Source organism: Alcaligenes faecalis, from assembly GCF_005311025.1.
Classification (GTDB): domain Bacteria; phylum Pseudomonadota; class Gammaproteobacteria; order Burkholderiales; family Burkholderiaceae_B; genus Alcaligenes; species Alcaligenes phenolicus.
The window spans coordinates 2,303,677-2,320,773 of sequence record NZ_CP031747.1 but is presented as its reverse complement, the minus strand read 5'-3'; the positions used below and the strand labels follow the sequence as shown (position 1 = coordinate 2,320,773).

The window sequence follows — 17,097 nt, the reverse complement described above, 5'->3', positions numbered from 1 at the left end:
GGAATCAGAACGGCTTCATAAAACGTTTGGTGGCCTCAATAAAGGCGCGAACATTGGGATGATGTTTGCGCCCGCCTTCAAACAGTAAAGACACCGGCAAGGCAGGCGCCTCATCATCGCGCAGCAAAGGCACCAGCCGCCCTGCCTCTATCTCGCCCGCTACCTGGTAAGACAAGGTGCGCAACACACCCAGACCATCCACCGCTGCGGCAATTGCCGCATCTACATGGCTGACAGACAGGCGCGGTACACCACCCACACGGCGCACTTCGTCCAGCCCCCAACCGCGATGCGGCCCGCCTTCATCCTCGACCCAAATCAAATCGTGATGCCGTAAATCTACCAATGAAGCCGGTCGGCCTTTACGCACCAGATACTCGGGACTGGCGCTGAAAACACGTCGAACTTCTCCGACCGGCACCACATGCAAGGAGCTGTCCGGCAAGTCGGCAATGCGGACCGCTATGTCAATCCCTTCCTCCACCAATCGCACCAAGCTGTCGCGCAGGATCAGGCGGATTTGCAATTGCGGATACAGGCGCAACAACTCCAAAACCACCGGCATCACATACATTTTTCCGAACATGACCGGGGCCGTTACCGTCAGGGTACCGCTGGGCTCAGAACGACTCCCCTGCACGCTTTCCACGGCCTGATCGATCTGGGCGATTCCCGCCCGACAACGCTCCAGAAACAGGCTGCCCTCTTCCGTCAGCCGCACGCTGCGCGTGGTGCGCATCAGCAATTGCACGCCCAAGCTGGCCTCCAGCGCCGCGATGGTGCGCGACACCGTAGTGGGCGACATATTCATGCGCCGCCCGGCTTCAGCAAAGCTGGCCTGCTCTGCCACACAGATAAAAGTACGTAGTGTTTTCAGCCTGTCCATGCGCCCCGCCTTTAAAGACTATGCTCAAGAATAGCAATAATGAAGTGCAATTCTAGGCGATTGTTTCGTACTGCCATAGAAAGCAGAATGAATACCTCTTGTTTATGACTGGTGAACTGCCATGAAGCTCTATCACTACGCCCTGTCCGGGCACGCCCATCGCGCCGCCCTGTTTCTGTCTTTAAGCGGCTTGCCCCATGAGTTGATCGAGGTCGACATGGCGGCCAAAGCGCACAAGCGAGCAGAATTTCTAGCCTTGAATGCTTTTGGGGAAATTCCCGTGCTGGATGACGATGGCCGGATCATTGCCGACTCGCTGGCAATTCTGGTCTATATCGCCCGCAAGATCGGACCCTCGCACTGGCTGCCCAGCGATCCCTATCAGGAAGCGCAAGTACAACGCTGGCTGTCTGTGGCCGCAGGCAAGATTGCCTACGGCGCTTGTGCAGCTCGATTGGTGACTGTGTTTGGCGCCAACTTCAACCCTGAAGAAGTGATTACTCGCGCCCATGCCACCTTGGCGACCCTGGAACACAGCCTGAAAGACCAGCGCTGGATTACCGGAACAGAAGAGCCCACGATTGCGGACATTGCCCTGTACAGCTATGTAGAACGCGCCCCCGAAGGCAATGTGGATTTGTCCAGCTACCCCTGCGTTCAAAGTTGGCTACGCCAGATCGAGGCCTTGCCCGGCTTTATTCCCTTTCAGAAAACCCGCGCCGGGCTACAAGCCTGACGGACGCCCTTGGAGCAGAAATACATCATGAACTTCAACAAACTGGAACTGGACCATATAGGCATACGGGTAACGGACCTGGACATTGCAGAGGCCTTTTACGCCAAGCTGGGTTTTCTGCGCGACCCCGACGAGTTTGCGCCTCAAGCCAAAGCTTGCGGCCTGGTTCATGCCAACGGAATGCGTATTCACTTGATCTATAACGGCTTGGCCGCAGAGGAAGGCAATGTATTGCTGGATGCACCTGTGAAGCGGCCCGGCTACACCCATGCCGCCTTCATTATCGACAGCATGGACGAGTTGCTGAGTTGGCTGGCGCGGGAGAATATTCGCGTCAGTGAAGGCCCGGTAATGATGGGGCATGGCCGTCGCATGGTCTGCTTTATCCGCGACCCGGATTTGAATGTGCTGGAATTTAACGAGATTCTGGCGGCCTAGCTTGGTCCACAACGTAGATCCATTCCAGCCCCGGCAAATATCCAAAACTTGCTGGGGCTTTACCCCAGCTTTTTCTGACAAACCTATCGCAGACTAGCGCATCAAGGCTTCGATCGTCGCAACAGCCACCGCCACCCCATCTTCCTGCTCCATATCCTGCGCGATGTGTTGAGCACGTGCCCGCACATCGTCTTGCTGAACAAAGGCCAAAGCCGCTTTCAGCTGAGCACTATTGACCCGTTTGCCCGATAAAGGCTCCGGCGCCACACCCAACAACGCCAGCCTGTGCGCCCAAAAAAACTGATCACCGGCAAAGGGCAAAACAATGGACGGCACACCCGCTCTGGCGGCTGAATGCGTGGTTCCCGAGCCGCCATGGTGGATAACAAGGGACATGCGGGGGAATAAATGCTGATGCGGCACCTCGCCCACCTTGAAGAAATTGTCTGGCAAGACCGCCTCTTGCATACCACTCCAACCGGGGCTGAACACCACGCGGCGACCTTGCATGGCTTCAATCATCATCTGGATAAAGTGCGCGCGATCAAACCCGGCCATACTGCCAAAACCTATATAAATCGGTGCCTCCCCCGCTGCCAGAAAAGCTTCCAGCTCCGCATCCATCGTCCAGCCCCCAGACGGCATGATCCACTGACCACACAAGCGCGCATTGTCTGGCCAGTCCCTGGGCGGAGCCAGCAAGCTGGGAGAGACACCGTACAACATGGGATGGTCGGACCAGACCTTGTTCTGGGCGGGCAGCCCACAGATTTGTTGCCGAGCCTGATTGGTAACTCGCTTGAACGCCCGCCACAGTAGCGCATTTACCCACTCATGACTGCGTTTGTTCAAAAAGCGCGGCACCTTGGTCGGTGGCAAGAAGGGAGAGGAAAAGGCAGCGGTGGGAGTGATGGGTATCAGCCCGGTACCAATGGCCTTAATGCCGCGACGCTCTGCCACGGACAGCCCCACAAAAGCGGCCAGACCCGAAACGATAATCGCGTCACAACCCTCGCTGGCATCCAGCACGGTTTGCATCCAAGCGGGTGTGTTGACATTGGCAATCGCCGACAGCGCCTTGGCCGTTTGTTGAAAACCGCCCTTTTCCTGCACCGCACTGGACAGAATCTGCCCAGGCATCAGGGCCTGCCGTATATCACCGGCCAGAGGCAGACATGGCACACCCAAGGTTCGAGCAGAGCTTAAAGTACCACCGTCCGCCAACAGGCAGACTTCGTGCCCCGATGCCATCAAACCCGCCGCCAAGGTGGCAAGCGGACGTACATCCCCCTCGGTACCATAAGTCACAAGCGCAAATTTCATGATCTGGCCTTGAGAGCGATAACAGCAATGGCATCATAATATTGCACGTCGTATACTTATGCAATTCGTATACTTTTTTAAACTAACATGACTACAGACCATGATCCGGGTCGCCGGGAACGCAAACGCCTGCTGATGCTGGAGCAGATACGCCAGACAGCGGCCACCCTGTTTGAGCAGCACGGCTACGAGGCTGTGACCATGGAGCAGATTGCAGACCGGGCCGATATCGCCAAGCGCACCTTGTACAAACACTTCCCCAGCAAAGAGGCGGTGCTGGCGTTACATGTGGATGCGCAGCTAAAGCAGGATCTGGCCTATCTGCAACATGAGGTGGCTCAGTGCCCTACGTTTCAGACGCAGGCTTTGTGCATTCTGCGTGCCTCGGCAGACTGGTGCACCGAACACCCAGAGTTCTTGAGAGCCTATCTGCGCCATCAATTGCTGAATACAGGCACAGCCAGCAAGGACAGTGACATCACTCAAACCTGGCAGGCATTGATTGCCTTAGCCCAAGACTCGGGGGAGTTGAATCCGTCACTAAGCCCCGAGCAACTGGCCCACTGGTTTCATCACCTGTACTTCGGAGCCATGCTGCGCTGGCTGAATCAGCCCGAGCTGTCCTTGCATCAGGAATTCGAGGACATGACCCAGTTGTTCTTGCAGGGTGCAGCAGTAAAAGGCACGGCATAAAAAAAGCAGGAAGGGCCCCTGCTTTTTCGTGACTGACCTGACGAATCAGAATCAAGTCGCGTCATCGTAAATAGCGCGGCAAATCAGAATCAAGCCGCACTATCATGGCTAAGCAGGCAAATCTGAATCAAGCCATACCATCGTGACTATCCAGGCGAATCAGGTTCAAGCCGTACCATTCAGCGCCATCAACAAGCGATCCAAAGCCTGCTCATAAACACGCTGTGCCGCTTCATCTTTCGTAATAGAAGCAGGCAGACCGCTACCATGGGCATGGTCGATCAAGATGCCCAGCCATAGTTCCGGCTCCTCGGTGCAGTCCGCCAGTAAGCTACGCAAGCGCTGGGTAATCTCCTGCGTCACCCCGGCAAAGGCAGCTGGATCGCTGAAGATGGCCACGGTCAAATGCGGATGACGGCTAACCGCCTGGTGATAGCGCAGCAAAATCCGGCGCAGTTCCGAGCCTTCCTGCTCATCCAGACCTTGCAGCACCTGGGCATACACCCGGTCGGACAAGACGCGCAACAAGCCTGCCCGATCCGGCACGTGGTTGTACAGACTCATGGGGGTCACGCCCAGACGGGCCGCCAAAGCACGCATACTCAAACCTTGCTCACCGCCCTCGTCCAGAAGCGCCAGCCCAGCGTTCAGAATATCGTCCAATGTCAGGCCGGCACCTCCAGCCGGACGTCCTCGCCCCCGGCTCATGACTTGAACTGATAACGAGACTGTACCAAGCCGGAAGGAAAGCTCTGGCTGGAGAGCAAACGCCAATCCATATCCTGATTCACATCGCCAAACAGTCGGCGGCCTTCACCAATAAGAACCGGCATGGTGGAAAGAATCATCTCGTGCACCAGACCAGCCCGCAAGAAGGACTGGATAAGCTGGCCGCCGTCTACATAAATACGTTGCAGATTTTCTGCTGCCAATTGCTCCATCAGTTGCTCGGGAGTCTGGCGGGAGAAACGGACTTTGCCTTGCAGATGCTCAGGAACCGACGTGTCGGCCAGTTGTCTGGACAAGACCACCACAGGCAGCTGGTAAGGCCAGACGTCAAAAGTCAGGACTTTCTCGTACGTCCCACGTCCCATGACCACCGCATCCTTGTCCGCAATAAAAGCCATATAGCCGTGATCTTCCGCAGGATCGCTGCGCTCCAGTAACCAGGCAATGTCGCCGTCCGGTTTGGCGATGAATCCGTCCAGGCTGGTTCCGATGAAAACGTGTGCAGTGCTCATGATCTACCCTATATATATACGGTGTATATTTTATAGATAAATCTGCAACTGGAAATAAAAATCTGCGCTCAGCTCTCTCCCGCTCCAGCGCTGTCTGCCTTAGCGCACAAAAAAACAGGCCGCATCACACGGCCTGTGGTCCCTCTGTTGATCGAATACCCTCTTTCTGGCAGCCATGCCGCCCGCAATTTAACGGGCCAGTAACCGACTGGCCTCAAGCCTGGCTTCGCCTTCATCAACGACAAAGCTGAATTGCAGGCCCAGCACCCGGCCCAAGGTCTGCTGTGCCAGGCGTGCTGCAGCAGGAATGGCCCGCCCCTTGTTGATCACTACCATGCCAGCGCACAAATCCTTCAAGCGCTGCTTGTTCTGCTTGAAGAACAAGGCGCGTTGCTTGCGATCCTCGTGGCTTTCCTCATGGGCATGGTCCCCACCGCCCAACCTGTCAGTCAGCAAGACAAAGCGTTGGCCCCGATTCAACAAGGCCTCCAATTGATCCTGCGCCTGTTGCGGCGTTTGCTGCGAGCTGTGTTCTCTTAGAAACACCAATGGAAACTGCGTGTCATCAACTTGCATAAGCGGCTCCTTGCCATCAATAAAGACAGCCAACATCGAAGCGGCGCACGCCCAGATGCGGAGGGCTTCCGAAAGCATGCATCAAGCCGCTAGGTAAATACAGCCAAGCGGTATCGCGCAACAAATACGGTCGAACCGTTGCGCCTTCACCTCTCATCACAGTCTGGACTCCACAAAATCGCGCAGTTGGGGATCTCGAATCTCCAAGGCATCAAACAAACCTAGTGCTTTCAGAGCCGGCAAGGCCGCCACAATATCGTTCAAGGCGCGCTGGCGTTGAGCGTCGCTGACATCAGGCTGGCGCAAGGCAGCAGCATTAGCCAGAAACGCGCCTACCGTGCCTTTGCGAATGGTGGTGCCATCAATCTGAACTTCACTGGCGTGATCGGGAAGAATGTCATGGGCTTGCATGTGTCACTCCTTTATTCATCAAGGTTTTCAGTGTAAGCAGAAAGGTTTTGGCAGCTGTACACTATATCGGTCAATAGATAACAAAATTACGCCATGCCTGAACGCAAGATTGGTTTGCATGATTTTCTGAACTTTCCCGAGCACCCCGTCCTGTTCGCCGTCACCGGCAACCATGACTCGGAGCTGTCCTCGCGCCCCCATCAACACGCTCGCGGGCAGTTGTTCGGCTCCCTGCGCGGCCTGCTTTCCGTTGGAGTGGAGGACGCCGTTTGGGTAGTACCTGCCATCCATGCCGTCTGGCTGCCGCCGCACGTCCTGCACTCGGGCCAATCGCATGGCCCTTTTCATGGCTGGAGCGTCTATATAGACGAAGCGGCCTGCGCCGATCTGCCTTCCCAGGCCTGCACCTTGCGCACCTCCGGCCTGCTGCGTGAAGCCGTGCTGCGCGCCTGCTCCTGGGATTTGATTCCCGCCGCGCCCTTGCCCCAAGCCCAGGCTCATATTGCCTCCGTCATTCTGGACGAAATCCGCAGTCTGCCCATCGAACCTTTTGGGCTCCCGCTCCCCCAGGACCCGCGTTTGCAACGCATTGCCCGCGCCCTGATTGCCGACCCCAGCAACAATCAGGGCATGGAACATTGGGCCGACTGGGCGGCGGTCAGCCTGCGCACTTTAAGCCGCCGTTTCGTGACAGAAACCGGCTTTAACTTCACCGCCTGGCGTCAACGCGCCCGCCTGATGCGCTCCCTGGAGATGCTGGCAGCCGGTGTGCCGGTCGCTACCATTGCCTACGATCTGGGTTATTCCAGCCCCAGCGCCTTTATCAGCCTGTTTCGGCGCAGCTTTGGTCACACCCCGGCGAACTACCGCAATCAACTGTAAGCCCCTCAAACCGCTTTACGACTCATCAGGAATGCCATAAAGTGATTGAGTAATAATCCACGCATCACTTTCAGACATGGGATGACCGAGATGGAAATGCGCCAATTACAGATTTTTTGTGCGGTTGCAGAGCATGGCAGCTTTACTGCCGCTGCCCAGAAGGTGCACACCGTGCAATCGAACGTCACCATGCGCATCAAAGAGCTGGAGGCCGAACTGGAACAGCCATTGTTCATACGCCAGAAAAGTGGTGTGTTACTGACTCCGGCTGGCCATACCTTTCTGGCCTACGCCCGCCGTATCTTGCAACTGACCGAAGAAAGCCGTGCCGCCCTGCAAGACACCGGCACTCCCAGCGGTCTGCTGCGTCTGGGCTCCATGGAGACCACGGCCGCCATCCGTCTGCCCCAGGTTTTGACCCAATACCGCGAACGCTATCCCCAGGTTCAGTTGTCCTTGCAAACCGGGACCACGGCCGAGCTGATCAAGGCCATTGAGACCCACCAGCTCGATGGTGCGTTTGTCGGTGGCTTTCATCAAAACGCCGCCCTGACTCAAGAAGAAGTGTTTGAAGAAGAACTGGTGCTGGTCAGCAGCAAGGCGGTGGAATCCCTGCCTGCCCTGATTGAAAAAATTCCCCAACAAACCGTACTGGTCTTTAGAACCGGCTGCTTTTACCGCTCTACGCTGGAACACTGGTTTTATCAGGCTGGGCTGGTGCCCAACCAGATCATGGAAATGGGCACACTGGACGGCATTCTGTCCTGCGTAGCCTCGGGCATGGGCATTACCTTGCTGCCCAAAGCGGTCGCCCAGAACAGCAGCTTGCGCCTGCCCGTGCAATGCCACGAACTGCCACCTGACGTTGCGCGGGTAAAAACCGTGTTTATCCGTCGTGCTGATGCCAATCCTGGCTCGGCCCTGCGCAGCTTTGTGGCCCTGGCTCAAGCGCAGTTCGCCCAATTACCGAAACTGGATCAAGGCGAAGCCGCACTGTTGAGTTGACCGGTCAGCCTGTGGGTCTGTCCAGCCGCTCCGCACAGGCTATGCCGCAGTAAAGCGTCAGGACAAGCCCAAAACCAGCTCCTCGACCCGCTCTGCCGCAGGCACAATGCTGTGGATCTTGCCCACGCCCTGACCGGCATACAAAGACAGTTTCCTGGCCATTCTGTCCTTATCAATTGCCCGCACCCCACCCCCAACCAAACGCAGCACATTCCACTTGTCGCGGTTGGGAATCACCCGATGCGGCGTGCCGTACGTCCAGCCAAAAGAATAGCCGGTGCGATATTCCGTATCGTCCGTGCTGGCTTCCAGAATCTTTTGCTTGTAGAGCGGATGCGCGTTGGACTCCTTGCTGGCCAGAAAGGCCGTGCCCACCAATACGCCGGAAGCCCCCAGGCTCATGGCCGCCCTGACATCCTGGCGGGTCGTAATCCCGCCTGCCGCCAGTACGGGACGACCTTGCGCACAGTCCAGAATCGCGGGTAGTAAAGACATCAGGCCAATGGTGCCGCGATTCAGATGGCCACCAGCCTCACTGCCTTGGGCGACGATAATGTCGGCCCCATGCGCAATCGCTTTACGAGCCAGAGCCACCGTGCCGGTTTGCACCATCACAATCATGCCGGCGTCTTTGGCGCGGGGAATCATGTCGGCGGAATAGTCCTCGGCATAGAACAGCGACAGGATGCGAGGCCGCTCCTGCAAGATCACTTGAAACTGAGCCTCGAACACCTCCGGGCCACCAAACTGCGGCACTACATTCACCCCGAAAGGCTGGTCCGTCAGTGCCCTGGTTTCGCGCAGCCATTTACGCAGCATCAAAGGTGCCAGGCGCAAGCCGCCCAACACGCCCATCCCGCCCGCATTCGCTACCGCCGCCACCAGTTGCGGCCCGGAAATAGCGGCCATGCCTGCCAGAAAAATCGGGTACTGCACTCCGCACATCTGCGTGATGACATTGCCCGCAAAGTCTCGATTTGCTTCGCTCATGATTTACAACTCCACCTGTTTGCCCAAGATGCGACGCAAGGCCAGATTCTTCAGTACAAAATGATTCTTGAATGCCCCGAAAAGGTGCAAGGCCAGCCCTGCCAAAAAGGCTGTGGCGCCAATATTGAACAGCACATCAACCACGGCTTTGACCTGCTCATTCGGGCTGATCACGGTCGGTAACGCCAGGCCACCGGGCAACTCCACCGCCACGCCAGCCGCCGCACGGGATAGCCAGACGGCGACGGGCAGCAGCACCATCGCCAAGGCCAGGGCTGTCGCCACGGAGCGGGCCACTATTACTTCCACCGGGTTGGGCGAGCCCACCGGCAAGGGGTGAAAAGAAGTCACCCGCGCCCAGAAGCGGTAGATGGAAATCAGGAACAGCAGCGTCCCCAGCAGATTTTGCAGCTGCACCAATCGCACATCGCCGGGGCTTTGGGCCAGGGCCACCCCCAAGCCCAGAATGGAAAACAGCAAGGCCGCTACAAGCCAGTGCAGCACAATAGTGATGGGCGAGAACCTGAGTCCGTTGTCTCGCAATTGCATGATTAGCTCCTTGAAAAGGTCACCGGGGGGCAAGTCCTCTACAGTGCAATACCAAGAGTGATACGTCGTGAGCCACTTGCCCAACAGGTACAAGCGGCCAGTGTCGGCAGTCACCTTGTCGCCTGCAGGCCTGGGCCTGTGTCACAGTGGCCTCAGAGCCTTGGCTGTGCCAAGAACCGTCGTTTAGAAGCCCTGACGATAGGCGCAGCAACAGATCAAGTAAAATGATGAATACTGATTAATAAAATCTTTTTTAGTGATTGATAAACAGAAAGTTCTTCTCAGAACGCCAAGCGACAGGCGTGCAACCTTCATCATCAAGCCATCCAAGGGCAACAAGTAACACCCGCTGATCGTTCGCAAGAAACCGCAGGCTCATCCAGGCCTCGCCTACATGAATCGCTTTTTTATCATTATTAGTGATTCATATAATCATTATTCATCATTTTACTTGATCCAATCAGTCTTCTATCTTCCCTATCGATAGCCCTGCTATCCCGCCCTCAAACCAGGAGACTGAAACCATGACTCGCCCAGCTGTCTATCTTGAACACTGTAAAAAAAGCCACGTCTTGCCCGGCTTTTGAATCTTATGGTGACGGACGCTCAACGCGACATCATCAAGACCGCTGCCCCGCTGCTGGCAAGCGGCGACAAAGCCCTGACCACCTATTTTTATGAATTGATACTGCGCGACTCCCCACCGATGAGCCCCTTGGCCAGCCAGATCGCCAACAATCACCTCGCTCGACAGTTCCAGCCCGAGCATGACCCAATGATGAGCACTTGCCAGCTGCAAGCCATACGCGAAGAGCTGATCGCGAGGATGACAAGCAACGAGCTCATAGATGGATGGGTCGCCGCCTATCAACAGTTATCGAATTTGCTAATCGAAGCCGAACGTCTGATTTACGACGATATGGCTATCACTTCCGGCGGCCTTGCAGACCGCAGCCCCAATCAAGAATGAACCATCATGCCACTACTGAAATTTGATCTGATTCAAGGCCGCAACGACAAAGAGCTGCGCCTGCTGCTGGACACCGCGCATCAAGCCATGGTGCAAGCCTTTGATGTTCCCGCCAGCGACCGCTACCAGTGCGTGACCCAGCATCGTCCCGGCGAGCTGATACTGGAAGACACCGGCCTGGGCTATCCGCGTAGCGACAAGGTGGTACTGCTGCACATCGTGTCCCGCCCCCGCAGCGAGAATCAAAAAATTCAGTTCTACCGTTTGCTGGCAGAGCGGCTGGAGCAGAACTGTGGCGTCTCGCCAAATGATCTGATCATTGCTCTGGTCGAGAACAGCGATGCAGACTGGTCCTTCGGGCGTGGACGAGCGCAGTTTTTGACGGGGGAGCTGTAATCCGATTGCTGCGTCTCAGCTTTCCTGCCAGCCTGCTCCCAGGGATTTATACAGAGCAATGGCAGCCAATACCTCGTCCCACTGGCTAAGCGTCAAGGCATCTCGTGCCTGATTGGCGCTACGCTGTGCCACCAGGATCGGCAAGTAGGCGCTTAAGCCTGCTTTATACAGTTGCGTCGCGTGCTCCAAAGCCTGTTCGCTATCGAGCAGTGCGGCCTGCAAAGACTTCTGACGTTGTACCTGGCTATGCAGAGAGGTCAAGGCATCTTCCACCTCCCGCAAAGCCAGATGCACATCACGCTCATAAATCAGTTCAGCGGCTTGCGCCTTCGCTTGTGCCGCTTCGATGCCCGATTGCGCAAGGCCACCATCGTACAAGCTGTGCTCCGCTTGCAGCCCTGCCGCCCACAACAGACTGGCACTGGAAAAGATGTCGTGAATCACGCTGACGGCAGTCCCTATTCCCAAGGGAATCCGGAACGTCGGAAAGCGTTGTGCCTGGGCTTGACCTATATGCGCCGTGGCCGCAGCCAAACGCCGTTCATCTGCTCGCAAGTCTGGCCGGGAGCGAATCAGATCCGAGGGCAGGAACGCGGGCAATTGCGGCGGCACGGGCAAGGCAGGCGCGGGTTGCGTCAGAACCGCATGCCAGTCGCCCGGAAAGCCGCCCGCCAACACACCAATGCCATGACTGAAACGGGCAATGTCGGCTTCCAGTATCGGGAGCTGCGCCTGTGCCATTTCACGCTCGGCTCTGGCCTGCAAAAGTTCAGACTGACGAGCCAACCCGCGACGTCGGGATTGCTCCACCAACTGTTCGGTATCGCGCAGATTGCGCACATTGTCCCTGGCAATATCCAGCCGTCTTTGCGTCGCCCGCAAACCGGCGTAATGGCTGACCAACTCGGCAATCAAGCTGACCTGCAAAGCACCGTGGTCCTGCGCCAACGCTTCAATACCGGCATCGGCGGCCTCTATCGCCCGGCGAGTGCCACCAAACAAATCCAGCTCCCAACTGACATCCAGCCCCAACTGCCAATTTCGTAACTCCCCTCCAGGTGGCGAGTCCAGAGCTTTACTATTGCGGCGCGCCTGCCCCGACGCCCCGGCTGATACCTGGGGGCCAAGATCGGCTGCAATCTGGCCGCGTTCCGCCTTGGCCTGCTTCAAACGAGCCACAGCAATATTCAGATCCTGATTACGGCTCAACGCTCTTTCCACCAGCGCATCCAGCGTCGGGTCCTGGAATTGCTGCCACCAGCGACGCAAGCTGTCCTGATCCTGCCTGGCAAAGCCTGTTTGTTCATGTAGCCACGTCGCAGGAAGCGGCTGTTTGGGCTCCACATAATCCGGGCCTACCGTCGTGCAAGCTGACAAACTCAGGAGCAGCACCACATAGGGTAAAAAGCGGCGTGCGCGGTGACGTTCAGGCATCAAAAAATTATCCATACCTGCCTCTTAAAGCCAGCGCTGCAAAAAGGAGCTGATGCGGCCTTGTGCACTGCCCGCACCCAGCGCGGGGCCGACAGCCACACTGCCTGTCATCCCGGCCGCCAACAGCACATCCGCCGGCAAATCATCAAACTCCACCCGTACCGGAATCCGTTGCGCTAAACGAATCCAGCTGAAGTTGGGCTCCACGCTGGGCAAGCCCTGCGCATCCGCTTGCTGATTGGCATCAGTAATACCGCGCCCGATGCTGCTGACATGGCCGGCTATCAAGCCTTCATAGCCCATCAAACGAATACGAGCCTCAGCTCCCGGCTCAATACCCTGCAGCTTGGTTTCCTCAAAATAGCCCGTCATCCAGAAACTATGGGCATCCAGCAAAGCCATATTGGCCTGCCCCGCCACCGCATAATCACCCGCGTTCAAACGCAGGCGAGTCACATAACCATCAACAGGCGCGTACAGCACCGAACGCTCCAGGTCCAGCTTGGCCGCGTCCACAACCAATTGCCGGCTGCGCTGCTCGGCCTGGGCAATACGCACTGCGTGCTGAGCTTGCTGGATTTCTTCAGCAGGCAGCAGGCTTTCCATACCGCGACGGCGTTTGGCCTCTGCCGCCCTCTGGTTCAGGATGGCTGTTGCCGCCGCCAGTTCGGACTGCGCCTGCTCCAGCGCCAGCTGAAAACGCGCCGGGTCCAGGCGATACAAGACATCCCCCTTGTGAACCCGCTGATTATCAGTAACCGCCATCTCCCGCACCGTCCCCGAGACCTCGGGCGCGATACGCACAATTTGTGCGCTGACCCGGCCATCCCGCGTCCAGGGCGCCCGCACATAGGCGTTCCACAAAGCCATCAGCAAATAGGCTGTTATCAACAGCAAGAAGGCCGTCAGCACAAACCGGCTGACTGGCTTGATCAAAGCAGGAAATTTAGACATACAGAATCAAGGCCGAGACAAGGGACAAGGACAAGGCAAACTCAAACAAGGCCGGGTGCCAAACATGGCGCAACACTCCCGTGCGCACCAGCACGTAACGCAACCCTAGATAAATAGGCACCGCCAGGCAGACGTAGACAAAAAAAGGCGGGACATACATGCCCGCCAGGGCAACTTCACTAAGCATGAACAGCACTTCCTGATTGAAGGGAAACAGACGCCGGGTGGCGCTCCAGCAGCATCGCAATATCCAGCAGCACAGCAGCCAGACGCAGGCCATCATGTTGCGGCTCAGCGTCCCGGCACTGCACGGCCTGAGCAAGACGCCGGGCATGGCGCGCTGCCAAACGGGGTTGATCAGCCCGGCGAGCCATATGACGCAAGGTAGTTTTCAGGGGCTGGGACACATGGGCAGGCACCTGGGCTTGTCGTACATACGACTGCAAGCGCAGCAGTTCCCAACCCAGATGCACGCTGTCCAGAGCCTGCGACAAGGCTTGCTGCATTTGCGCAGGCTGCGCCTTTAATCCGGCTCCCAATTGCGCAAGGCGATGTTGCTGTCGCCAGCGCCAGATCTGCGGTTGGAAACGTTTGCCCCGCAGAACCGCCAGACTGTTGGCGCGAATACGCATTTGCAGACGGCTTAGATCCCGACTCAGTTTGCGAGGCCAAAACAGCTGAAAACCCAGCAAGGTAAAGAAAGTGCACAGCAACCAGGCCACAGAACCATTCACGAACAGTTCGAAGTCGTAGTGCATGGGGTTGGATGGCGCTGCCAAGGTCGTAAACGACACCAGATAGGCCACACCGACCATGGCGTATTTGGGCACCGTGGTGGCATAAATGGCGGGTAACCAGAACAGCGCCAGCACAATCAGCAGCAGTGGCAAGCCTTCGATCAAAGGCAGGACCACAAAGGTGCATAAAAAGGCCGCCACAATCGAAAGCGCAATGCCCTTGATAAACGCCATCGCCGCCGCAGGAGGATTGGGTGCCGGGGACAACAAGGCGCAGGCTGCCGCCAGACCGGCTAGCATCATATTGCCGTCCGTCCAGCCCGTCAGAATCCAGAATGTGCCCCCCAAGAGCACCGTCAGCATGGCGCGAACCCCGTTTTCCAGTGCCAGCGAAATATCCCGATAAAAAGGAATGGCGGGATATGTGCTTTGCGTGGGCAAACGATACAGAGCACGCAAGCTATCCAGGGCCGCCAGATAATCATCCAGCTGCTCAATCAGACGATCCCCGGCAATCAGAAACGGAGCCGGTTCTGCCAGGCGCTCCAAAGGACCGGTATTCAAGATTTCCTGCAAGCGGGCACGCAGCGGCATCAGCACGGCACTGGCCCGCTCCAAGCCGTCCGGGCCCTGTGAAACCAGTTGGGCAGCCTGCTTCCAGGCCTGCTCCCATTCTTGCCGCAAGGCCGCCAGGACGGGCATGGGTGTCAAGGTTTGCGGAAGCGGGCCCGCGCCCCCCAACATGGCGGAAAACAGGCAGGCAATGGCATGCCGCAAAGCGGTTGCCCGGGCGGCCAAATCGGCAGACTCCGCCTTGCCAACCGACAACAAATCATCCGCCCCGTACACATCCATCATCAATTGATGCCGTACACGCTCCTGCTCACTCTCTGCCGTCTTGCACGCATGAAGGGCCGCTTGTCTGCCCGCCAGTACACGGGCTGTTTCCGAGGCCAGGCGCAATAACTGGGCCTGCAAGCGACTGCGTACGCTGCGGGTACTGAACAAGGCAGACACCACGCCCAGGCACAGCACGCCCACCAGCACCGAGGAACCCCGCCCAACAACATGATCAAAGCTCAGTTGCGCTTGCCCCATGGCGCCGTATACCGCCAGGCCAACCGTATAACCTGCCAAGGCCGCCCCGTAAGACTTGTAGTGGCGCAGCAAACCCATTGCCATCACACACAGGCCCAGCCAGAACGCAAAGCCCAGCAAGAACAGCCAAGGTTCCTGCCCGAAGGCACTCATCAACACAAAGGCGGCCAGCATTCCGACCAGGGTTCCCAGCACCCGCCAGGTTCCCTTGCCTATCACCGCGCCTTGCACCGGATTGATCACCAGTAGCACGCTGGATGCGGCAGAAAAAGGCGCATGCAGATCCAGCAAATAGGCTACTGACAAGGCCAGCCACGCGGCCAGAATGGAACGCAGGATGTAGCCTGCACGAGGGCTGGTGATATCCACGGAACTGAGGGCCAGACCCATCCGAACAAGAAAGGCTTTCAGCCCGGAGGCAGACTGCGGTGAGGGACTGGCAGACGACACAAGAGGACTCTTTACAGTGATGAATGAAAATCACTATAAAAGTCCCCAATGCGTCCGAAAAGTGAATTTATTGCACTCACTCAAGTGCGTGAAACGCACTTGAAAACCAATTTAAATTACAGCTTGCTGCGTTTGGCCGTCTGCGCATCGTCCTCGGTACACAAGCGATGGATGGTCGTGCGTAACCATTGGTGGGCCGGATCTGTCTGCAGGCGCATGTGCCAGGCCTGCACCAACATGGCTGTCTCCATGGGCACAGGCAAATCAAACACTCGGATCGCCAAGCCCGCCGCTTTGGCACTGCTTGCCAGATGCTTGGGTAGCGGCAGCAAAAGATCGGAGTCATGCAAGGCAAACAGCGCGGTGTAGGGATTGGACACCACCAAGGCCACATTGCGCTGCAAGCCACTGGCTTGCAACAAGGCGTCCAGGTTGGATCGGCCCTTGCCCCGCCGTGACACATTGATATGGTCCCAGCGCACAAAGCGTTCCAGCGAAATATCTTTGTCGAAGATAGGATGGTGCTCCCGCGCGACACCCACAAAATGCGTCGTGAACAAGGGCTGTACGTGAATATCCGGCGCCAGCTTGCGTGAGGCGCTGATAAACAGATCAATACGGCCACTACGCAAGGCATCGTCATCCATATCGTCCTCTTCGGGAGACAGGCGCAGCATGGCTTTGGGCATTTCCTTGGCCATGGCCTCCAGCAAATGGCCCAGATGCACATTCACAAATTCGTCCGTCGCACGCACATTGAAACTGCGCTCCAGGGACAGCAGATCAATCTCGGTATTGGAACTTAACACCTGAGTCGCCTGCTCCACCGCCGCCCGCACTTGTTCGCGCAAGGCATAGGCTCTGGGTGTAGGCAACAGCTTGCGCCCCACTTGCACAAACACGGGATCACCCAGCGTCTCCCGAATGCGGCTCAAGGTTCGACTCATGGCAGGCGGGCTCAGATTCATGCGCCGTGCCGCTCCCATGACGCTGCCCTCCTCCAGCAAGGCATCCAGTGCGAACAATAAATTCAGGTCAGGGCGAGCCATAGTCGAAGCCTTTCATAGTTGCGTCAAACGAAATCGTAATGCCATTCAGATGATACCCAAAGCATGCACCCGCCTGCCATGTCTGGGTACGAAGACAGGTATACTCGCCCAGACCGTTTTTACAGAAACGGTCTTTTCACCGAGGGGAGCCTGGCGAGCAGGCTGAGAAACTGCCCGAGCAGATTGCACCGCAGTGACCCGTTGAACCTGATCCGGGTCATGCCGGCGAAGGGACGGGTCTGTACCTGCTCGACGCTTGCTGCCGGATGGCTATCCTTG

At 57.3% G+C, this 17,097-nt stretch carries 20 protein-coding genes and 1 riboswitch; of the genes, 7 read left to right on the top strand and 13 right to left on the bottom strand.

Annotation, left to right across the window (positions count from 1 at the left end; all coding sequences use genetic code 11):
* Window positions 1-4: 4 nt before the first annotated feature.
* Window positions 5-886 carry a LysR family transcriptional regulator gene (locus D0C27_RS10600; RefSeq protein ID WP_115635206.1) on the bottom strand — a complete coding sequence of 294 codons (882 nt, stop codon included), beginning with the start codon at window positions 884-886 and terminating at the stop codon, window positions 5-7.
* 121 nt (window positions 887-1,007) lie between these two features.
* Here D0C27_RS10600 and D0C27_RS10595 point away from each other — a divergent pair, with 121 nt between their 5' ends.
* Together D0C27_RS10595 and D0C27_RS10590 are read left to right on the top strand one after the other, a co-directional pair.
* Window positions 1,008-1,622, top strand: a complete 615-nt coding sequence (locus tag D0C27_RS10595) for a glutathione S-transferase family protein (protein ID WP_060185913.1) — start codon at window positions 1,008-1,010, stop codon at window positions 1,620-1,622.
* Window positions 1,623-1,649: 27 nt separating this feature from the next.
* Window positions 1,650-2,060 carry a VOC family protein gene (locus D0C27_RS10590; RefSeq protein WP_060185914.1) on the top strand — a complete coding sequence of 137 codons (411 nt, stop codon included), beginning with the start codon at window positions 1,650-1,652 and terminating at the stop codon, window positions 2,058-2,060.
* Between the two features lie 93 nt (window positions 2,061-2,153).
* Here D0C27_RS10590 and D0C27_RS10585 read toward each other — a convergent pair whose 3' ends face one another.
* Complete coding sequence (locus D0C27_RS10585) at window positions 2,154-3,383, bottom strand: glycosyltransferase (RefSeq protein WP_060185915.1); 1,230 nt, start codon at window positions 3,381-3,383, stop codon at window positions 2,154-2,156.
* Between the two features lie 87 nt (window positions 3,384-3,470).
* On the opposite strand from D0C27_RS10585, the gene D0C27_RS10580 reads away from it, so the two are divergent.
* On the top strand, window positions 3,471-4,076 hold the full coding sequence (locus D0C27_RS10580) for a TetR/AcrR family transcriptional regulator (protein ID WP_060185916.1): 606 nt from the start codon (window positions 3,471-3,473) through the stop codon (window positions 4,074-4,076).
* Window positions 4,077-4,241: 165 nt separating this feature from the next.
* On the opposite strand, the gene D0C27_RS10575 is transcribed toward D0C27_RS10580, so the two are convergent.
* The 4 genes from D0C27_RS10575 to D0C27_RS10560 form a co-directional block, all read right to left on the bottom strand.
* Window positions 4,242-4,784 (bottom strand): TetR/AcrR family transcriptional regulator, encoded by a 543-nt coding sequence (locus D0C27_RS10575; RefSeq protein ID WP_137430943.1) that lies wholly within the window; start codon window positions 4,782-4,784, stop codon window positions 4,242-4,244.
* Window positions 4,781-5,317: a dihydrofolate reductase family protein gene (locus D0C27_RS10570; RefSeq protein ID WP_035267990.1), complete on the bottom strand. Its 537-nt coding sequence runs from the start codon at window positions 5,315-5,317 to the stop codon at window positions 4,781-4,783. Before D0C27_RS10570 ends, D0C27_RS10575 begins: the two co-directional genes overlap by 4 nt.
* A 189-nt stretch (window positions 5,318-5,506) precedes the next feature.
* A complete protein-coding gene (locus D0C27_RS10565; RefSeq protein WP_060185918.1) occupies window positions 5,507-5,893 on the bottom strand; it encodes a hypothetical protein in 387 nt (128 codons plus the stop codon).
* A 156-nt stretch (window positions 5,894-6,049) separates the two neighbouring features.
* Entirely contained in the window at window positions 6,050-6,304 is a 255-nt protein-coding gene (locus tag D0C27_RS10560; protein WP_009454626.1) for a hypothetical protein, read from the bottom strand.
* A 93-nt stretch (window positions 6,305-6,397) separates the two neighbouring features.
* Between D0C27_RS10560 and D0C27_RS10555 the strand changes: the two genes are divergently transcribed.
* Window positions 6,398-7,186, top strand: coding sequence for an AraC family transcriptional regulator (locus D0C27_RS10555; protein WP_137430942.1), 789 nt, complete (start codon window positions 6,398-6,400; stop codon window positions 7,184-7,186).
* A gap of 81 nt (window positions 7,187-7,267) precedes the next feature.
* Window positions 7,268-8,191 (top strand): LysR family transcriptional regulator, encoded by a 924-nt coding sequence (locus tag D0C27_RS10550; RefSeq protein WP_240688240.1) that lies wholly within the window; start codon window positions 7,268-7,270, stop codon window positions 8,189-8,191.
* A 57-nt stretch (window positions 8,192-8,248) separates the two neighbouring features.
* On the opposite strand, the gene D0C27_RS10545 is transcribed toward D0C27_RS10550, so the two are convergent.
* Both D0C27_RS10545 and D0C27_RS10540 read right to left on the bottom strand, forming a co-directional pair.
* Entirely contained in the window at window positions 8,249-9,181 is a 933-nt protein-coding gene (locus tag D0C27_RS10545; protein ID WP_137430941.1) for an NAD(P)H-dependent flavin oxidoreductase, read from the bottom strand.
* 3 nt (window positions 9,182-9,184) lie between these two features.
* The gene (locus tag D0C27_RS10540) at window positions 9,185-9,730 is read right to left on the bottom strand and encodes a cytochrome b (protein ID WP_009454631.1); all 546 of its coding nucleotides are present in this window, start codon (window positions 9,728-9,730) and stop codon (window positions 9,185-9,187) included.
* Between the two features lie 592 nt (window positions 9,731-10,322).
* On the opposite strand from D0C27_RS10540, the gene D0C27_RS10535 reads away from it, so the two are divergent.
* Together D0C27_RS10535 and D0C27_RS10530 are read left to right on the top strand one after the other, a co-directional pair.
* The gene (locus tag D0C27_RS10535; RefSeq protein ID WP_083053700.1) at window positions 10,323-10,700 is read left to right on the top strand and encodes a hypothetical protein; all 378 of its coding nucleotides are present in this window, start codon (window positions 10,323-10,325) and stop codon (window positions 10,698-10,700) included.
* Between the two features lie 6 nt (window positions 10,701-10,706).
* On the top strand, window positions 10,707-11,096 hold the full coding sequence (locus D0C27_RS10530; RefSeq protein ID WP_083053701.1) for a tautomerase family protein: 390 nt from the start codon (window positions 10,707-10,709) through the stop codon (window positions 11,094-11,096).
* Window positions 11,097-11,111: 15 nt separating this feature from the next.
* Here D0C27_RS10530 and D0C27_RS10525 read toward each other — a convergent pair whose 3' ends face one another.
* From D0C27_RS10525 to D0C27_RS10505, 5 genes are all read right to left on the bottom strand, one after another.
* A complete protein-coding gene (locus D0C27_RS10525; RefSeq protein WP_238441660.1) occupies window positions 11,112-12,545 on the bottom strand; it encodes an efflux transporter outer membrane subunit in 1,434 nt (477 codons plus the stop codon).
* Between the two features lie 9 nt (window positions 12,546-12,554).
* The gene (locus D0C27_RS10520; protein ID WP_137430940.1) at window positions 12,555-13,484 is read right to left on the bottom strand and encodes a biotin/lipoyl-binding protein; all 930 of its coding nucleotides are present in this window, start codon (window positions 13,482-13,484) and stop codon (window positions 12,555-12,557) included.
* Window positions 13,477-13,671 carry a DUF1656 domain-containing protein gene (locus D0C27_RS10515; RefSeq protein WP_137430939.1) on the bottom strand — a complete coding sequence of 65 codons (195 nt, stop codon included), beginning with the start codon at window positions 13,669-13,671 and terminating at the stop codon, window positions 13,477-13,479. Before D0C27_RS10515 ends, D0C27_RS10520 begins: the two co-directional genes overlap by 8 nt.
* A complete protein-coding gene (locus D0C27_RS10510) occupies window positions 13,664-15,769 on the bottom strand; it encodes an FUSC family protein (protein ID WP_240688239.1) in 2,106 nt (701 codons plus the stop codon). The genes D0C27_RS10515 and D0C27_RS10510 overlap by 8 nt, the downstream gene beginning before the upstream one ends.
* Window positions 15,770-15,885: 116 nt before the next feature.
* Window positions 15,886-16,818, bottom strand: a complete 933-nt coding sequence (locus D0C27_RS10505) for a LysR family transcriptional regulator (RefSeq protein ID WP_035268005.1) — start codon at window positions 16,816-16,818, stop codon at window positions 15,886-15,888.
* 132 nt (window positions 16,819-16,950) lie between these two features.
* A riboswitch (TPP riboswitch) is annotated at window positions 16,951-17,069 on the top strand.
* Window positions 17,070-17,097 lie beyond the last annotated feature (28 nt).

Bases quoted from the DNA above. Each gene is read 5' to 3' on its own strand.
- D0C27_RS10600 (WP_115635206.1), bottom strand. From the start codon at position 886: ATGGACAGGCTGAAAACACTACGTACTTTTATCTGTGTGGCAGAGCAG.
- D0C27_RS10595 (WP_060185913.1), top strand. From the start codon at position 1,008: ATGAAGCTCTATCACTACGCCCTGTCCGGGCACGCCCATCGCGCCGCC.
- D0C27_RS10590 (WP_060185914.1), top strand. From the start codon at position 1,650: ATGAACTTCAACAAACTGGAACTGGACCATATAGGCATACGGGTAACG.
- D0C27_RS10585 (WP_060185915.1), bottom strand. From the start codon at position 3,383: ATGAAATTTGCGCTTGTGACTTATGGTACCGAGGGGGATGTACGTCCG.
- D0C27_RS10580 (WP_060185916.1), top strand. From the start codon at position 3,471: ATGACTACAGACCATGATCCGGGTCGCCGGGAACGCAAACGCCTGCTG.
- D0C27_RS10575 (WP_137430943.1), bottom strand. From the start codon at position 4,784: ATGAGCCGGGGGCGAGGACGTCCGGCTGGAGGTGCCGGCCTGACATTG.
- D0C27_RS10570 (WP_035267990.1), bottom strand. From the start codon at position 5,317: ATGAGCACTGCACACGTTTTCATCGGAACCAGCCTGGACGGATTCATC.
- D0C27_RS10565 (WP_060185918.1), bottom strand. From the start codon at position 5,893: ATGCAAGTTGATGACACGCAGTTTCCATTGGTGTTTCTAAGAGAACAC.
- D0C27_RS10560 (WP_009454626.1), bottom strand. From the start codon at position 6,304: ATGCAAGCCCATGACATTCTTCCCGATCACGCCAGTGAAGTTCAGATT.
- D0C27_RS10555 (WP_137430942.1), top strand. From the start codon at position 6,398: ATGCCTGAACGCAAGATTGGTTTGCATGATTTTCTGAACTTTCCCGAG.
- D0C27_RS10550 (WP_240688240.1), top strand. From the start codon at position 7,268: ATGACCGAGATGGAAATGCGCCAATTACAGATTTTTTGTGCGGTTGCA.
- D0C27_RS10545 (WP_137430941.1), bottom strand. From the start codon at position 9,181: ATGAGCGAAGCAAATCGAGACTTTGCGGGCAATGTCATCACGCAGATG.
- D0C27_RS10540 (WP_009454631.1), bottom strand. From the start codon at position 9,730: ATGCAATTGCGAGACAACGGACTCAGGTTCTCGCCCATCACTATTGTG.
- D0C27_RS10535 (WP_083053700.1), top strand. From the start codon at position 10,323: ATGGTGACGGACGCTCAACGCGACATCATCAAGACCGCTGCCCCGCTG.
- D0C27_RS10530 (WP_083053701.1), top strand. From the start codon at position 10,707: ATGCCACTACTGAAATTTGATCTGATTCAAGGCCGCAACGACAAAGAG.
- D0C27_RS10525 (WP_238441660.1), bottom strand. From the start codon at position 12,545: ATGGATAATTTTTTGATGCCTGAACGTCACCGCGCACGCCGCTTTTTA.
- D0C27_RS10520 (WP_137430940.1), bottom strand. From the start codon at position 13,484: ATGTCTAAATTTCCTGCTTTGATCAAGCCAGTCAGCCGGTTTGTGCTG.
- D0C27_RS10515 (WP_137430939.1), bottom strand. From the start codon at position 13,671: ATGCTTAGTGAAGTTGCCCTGGCGGGCATGTATGTCCCGCCTTTTTTT.
- D0C27_RS10505 (WP_035268005.1), bottom strand. From the start codon at position 16,818: ATGGCTCGCCCTGACCTGAATTTATTGTTCGCACTGGATGCCTTGCTG.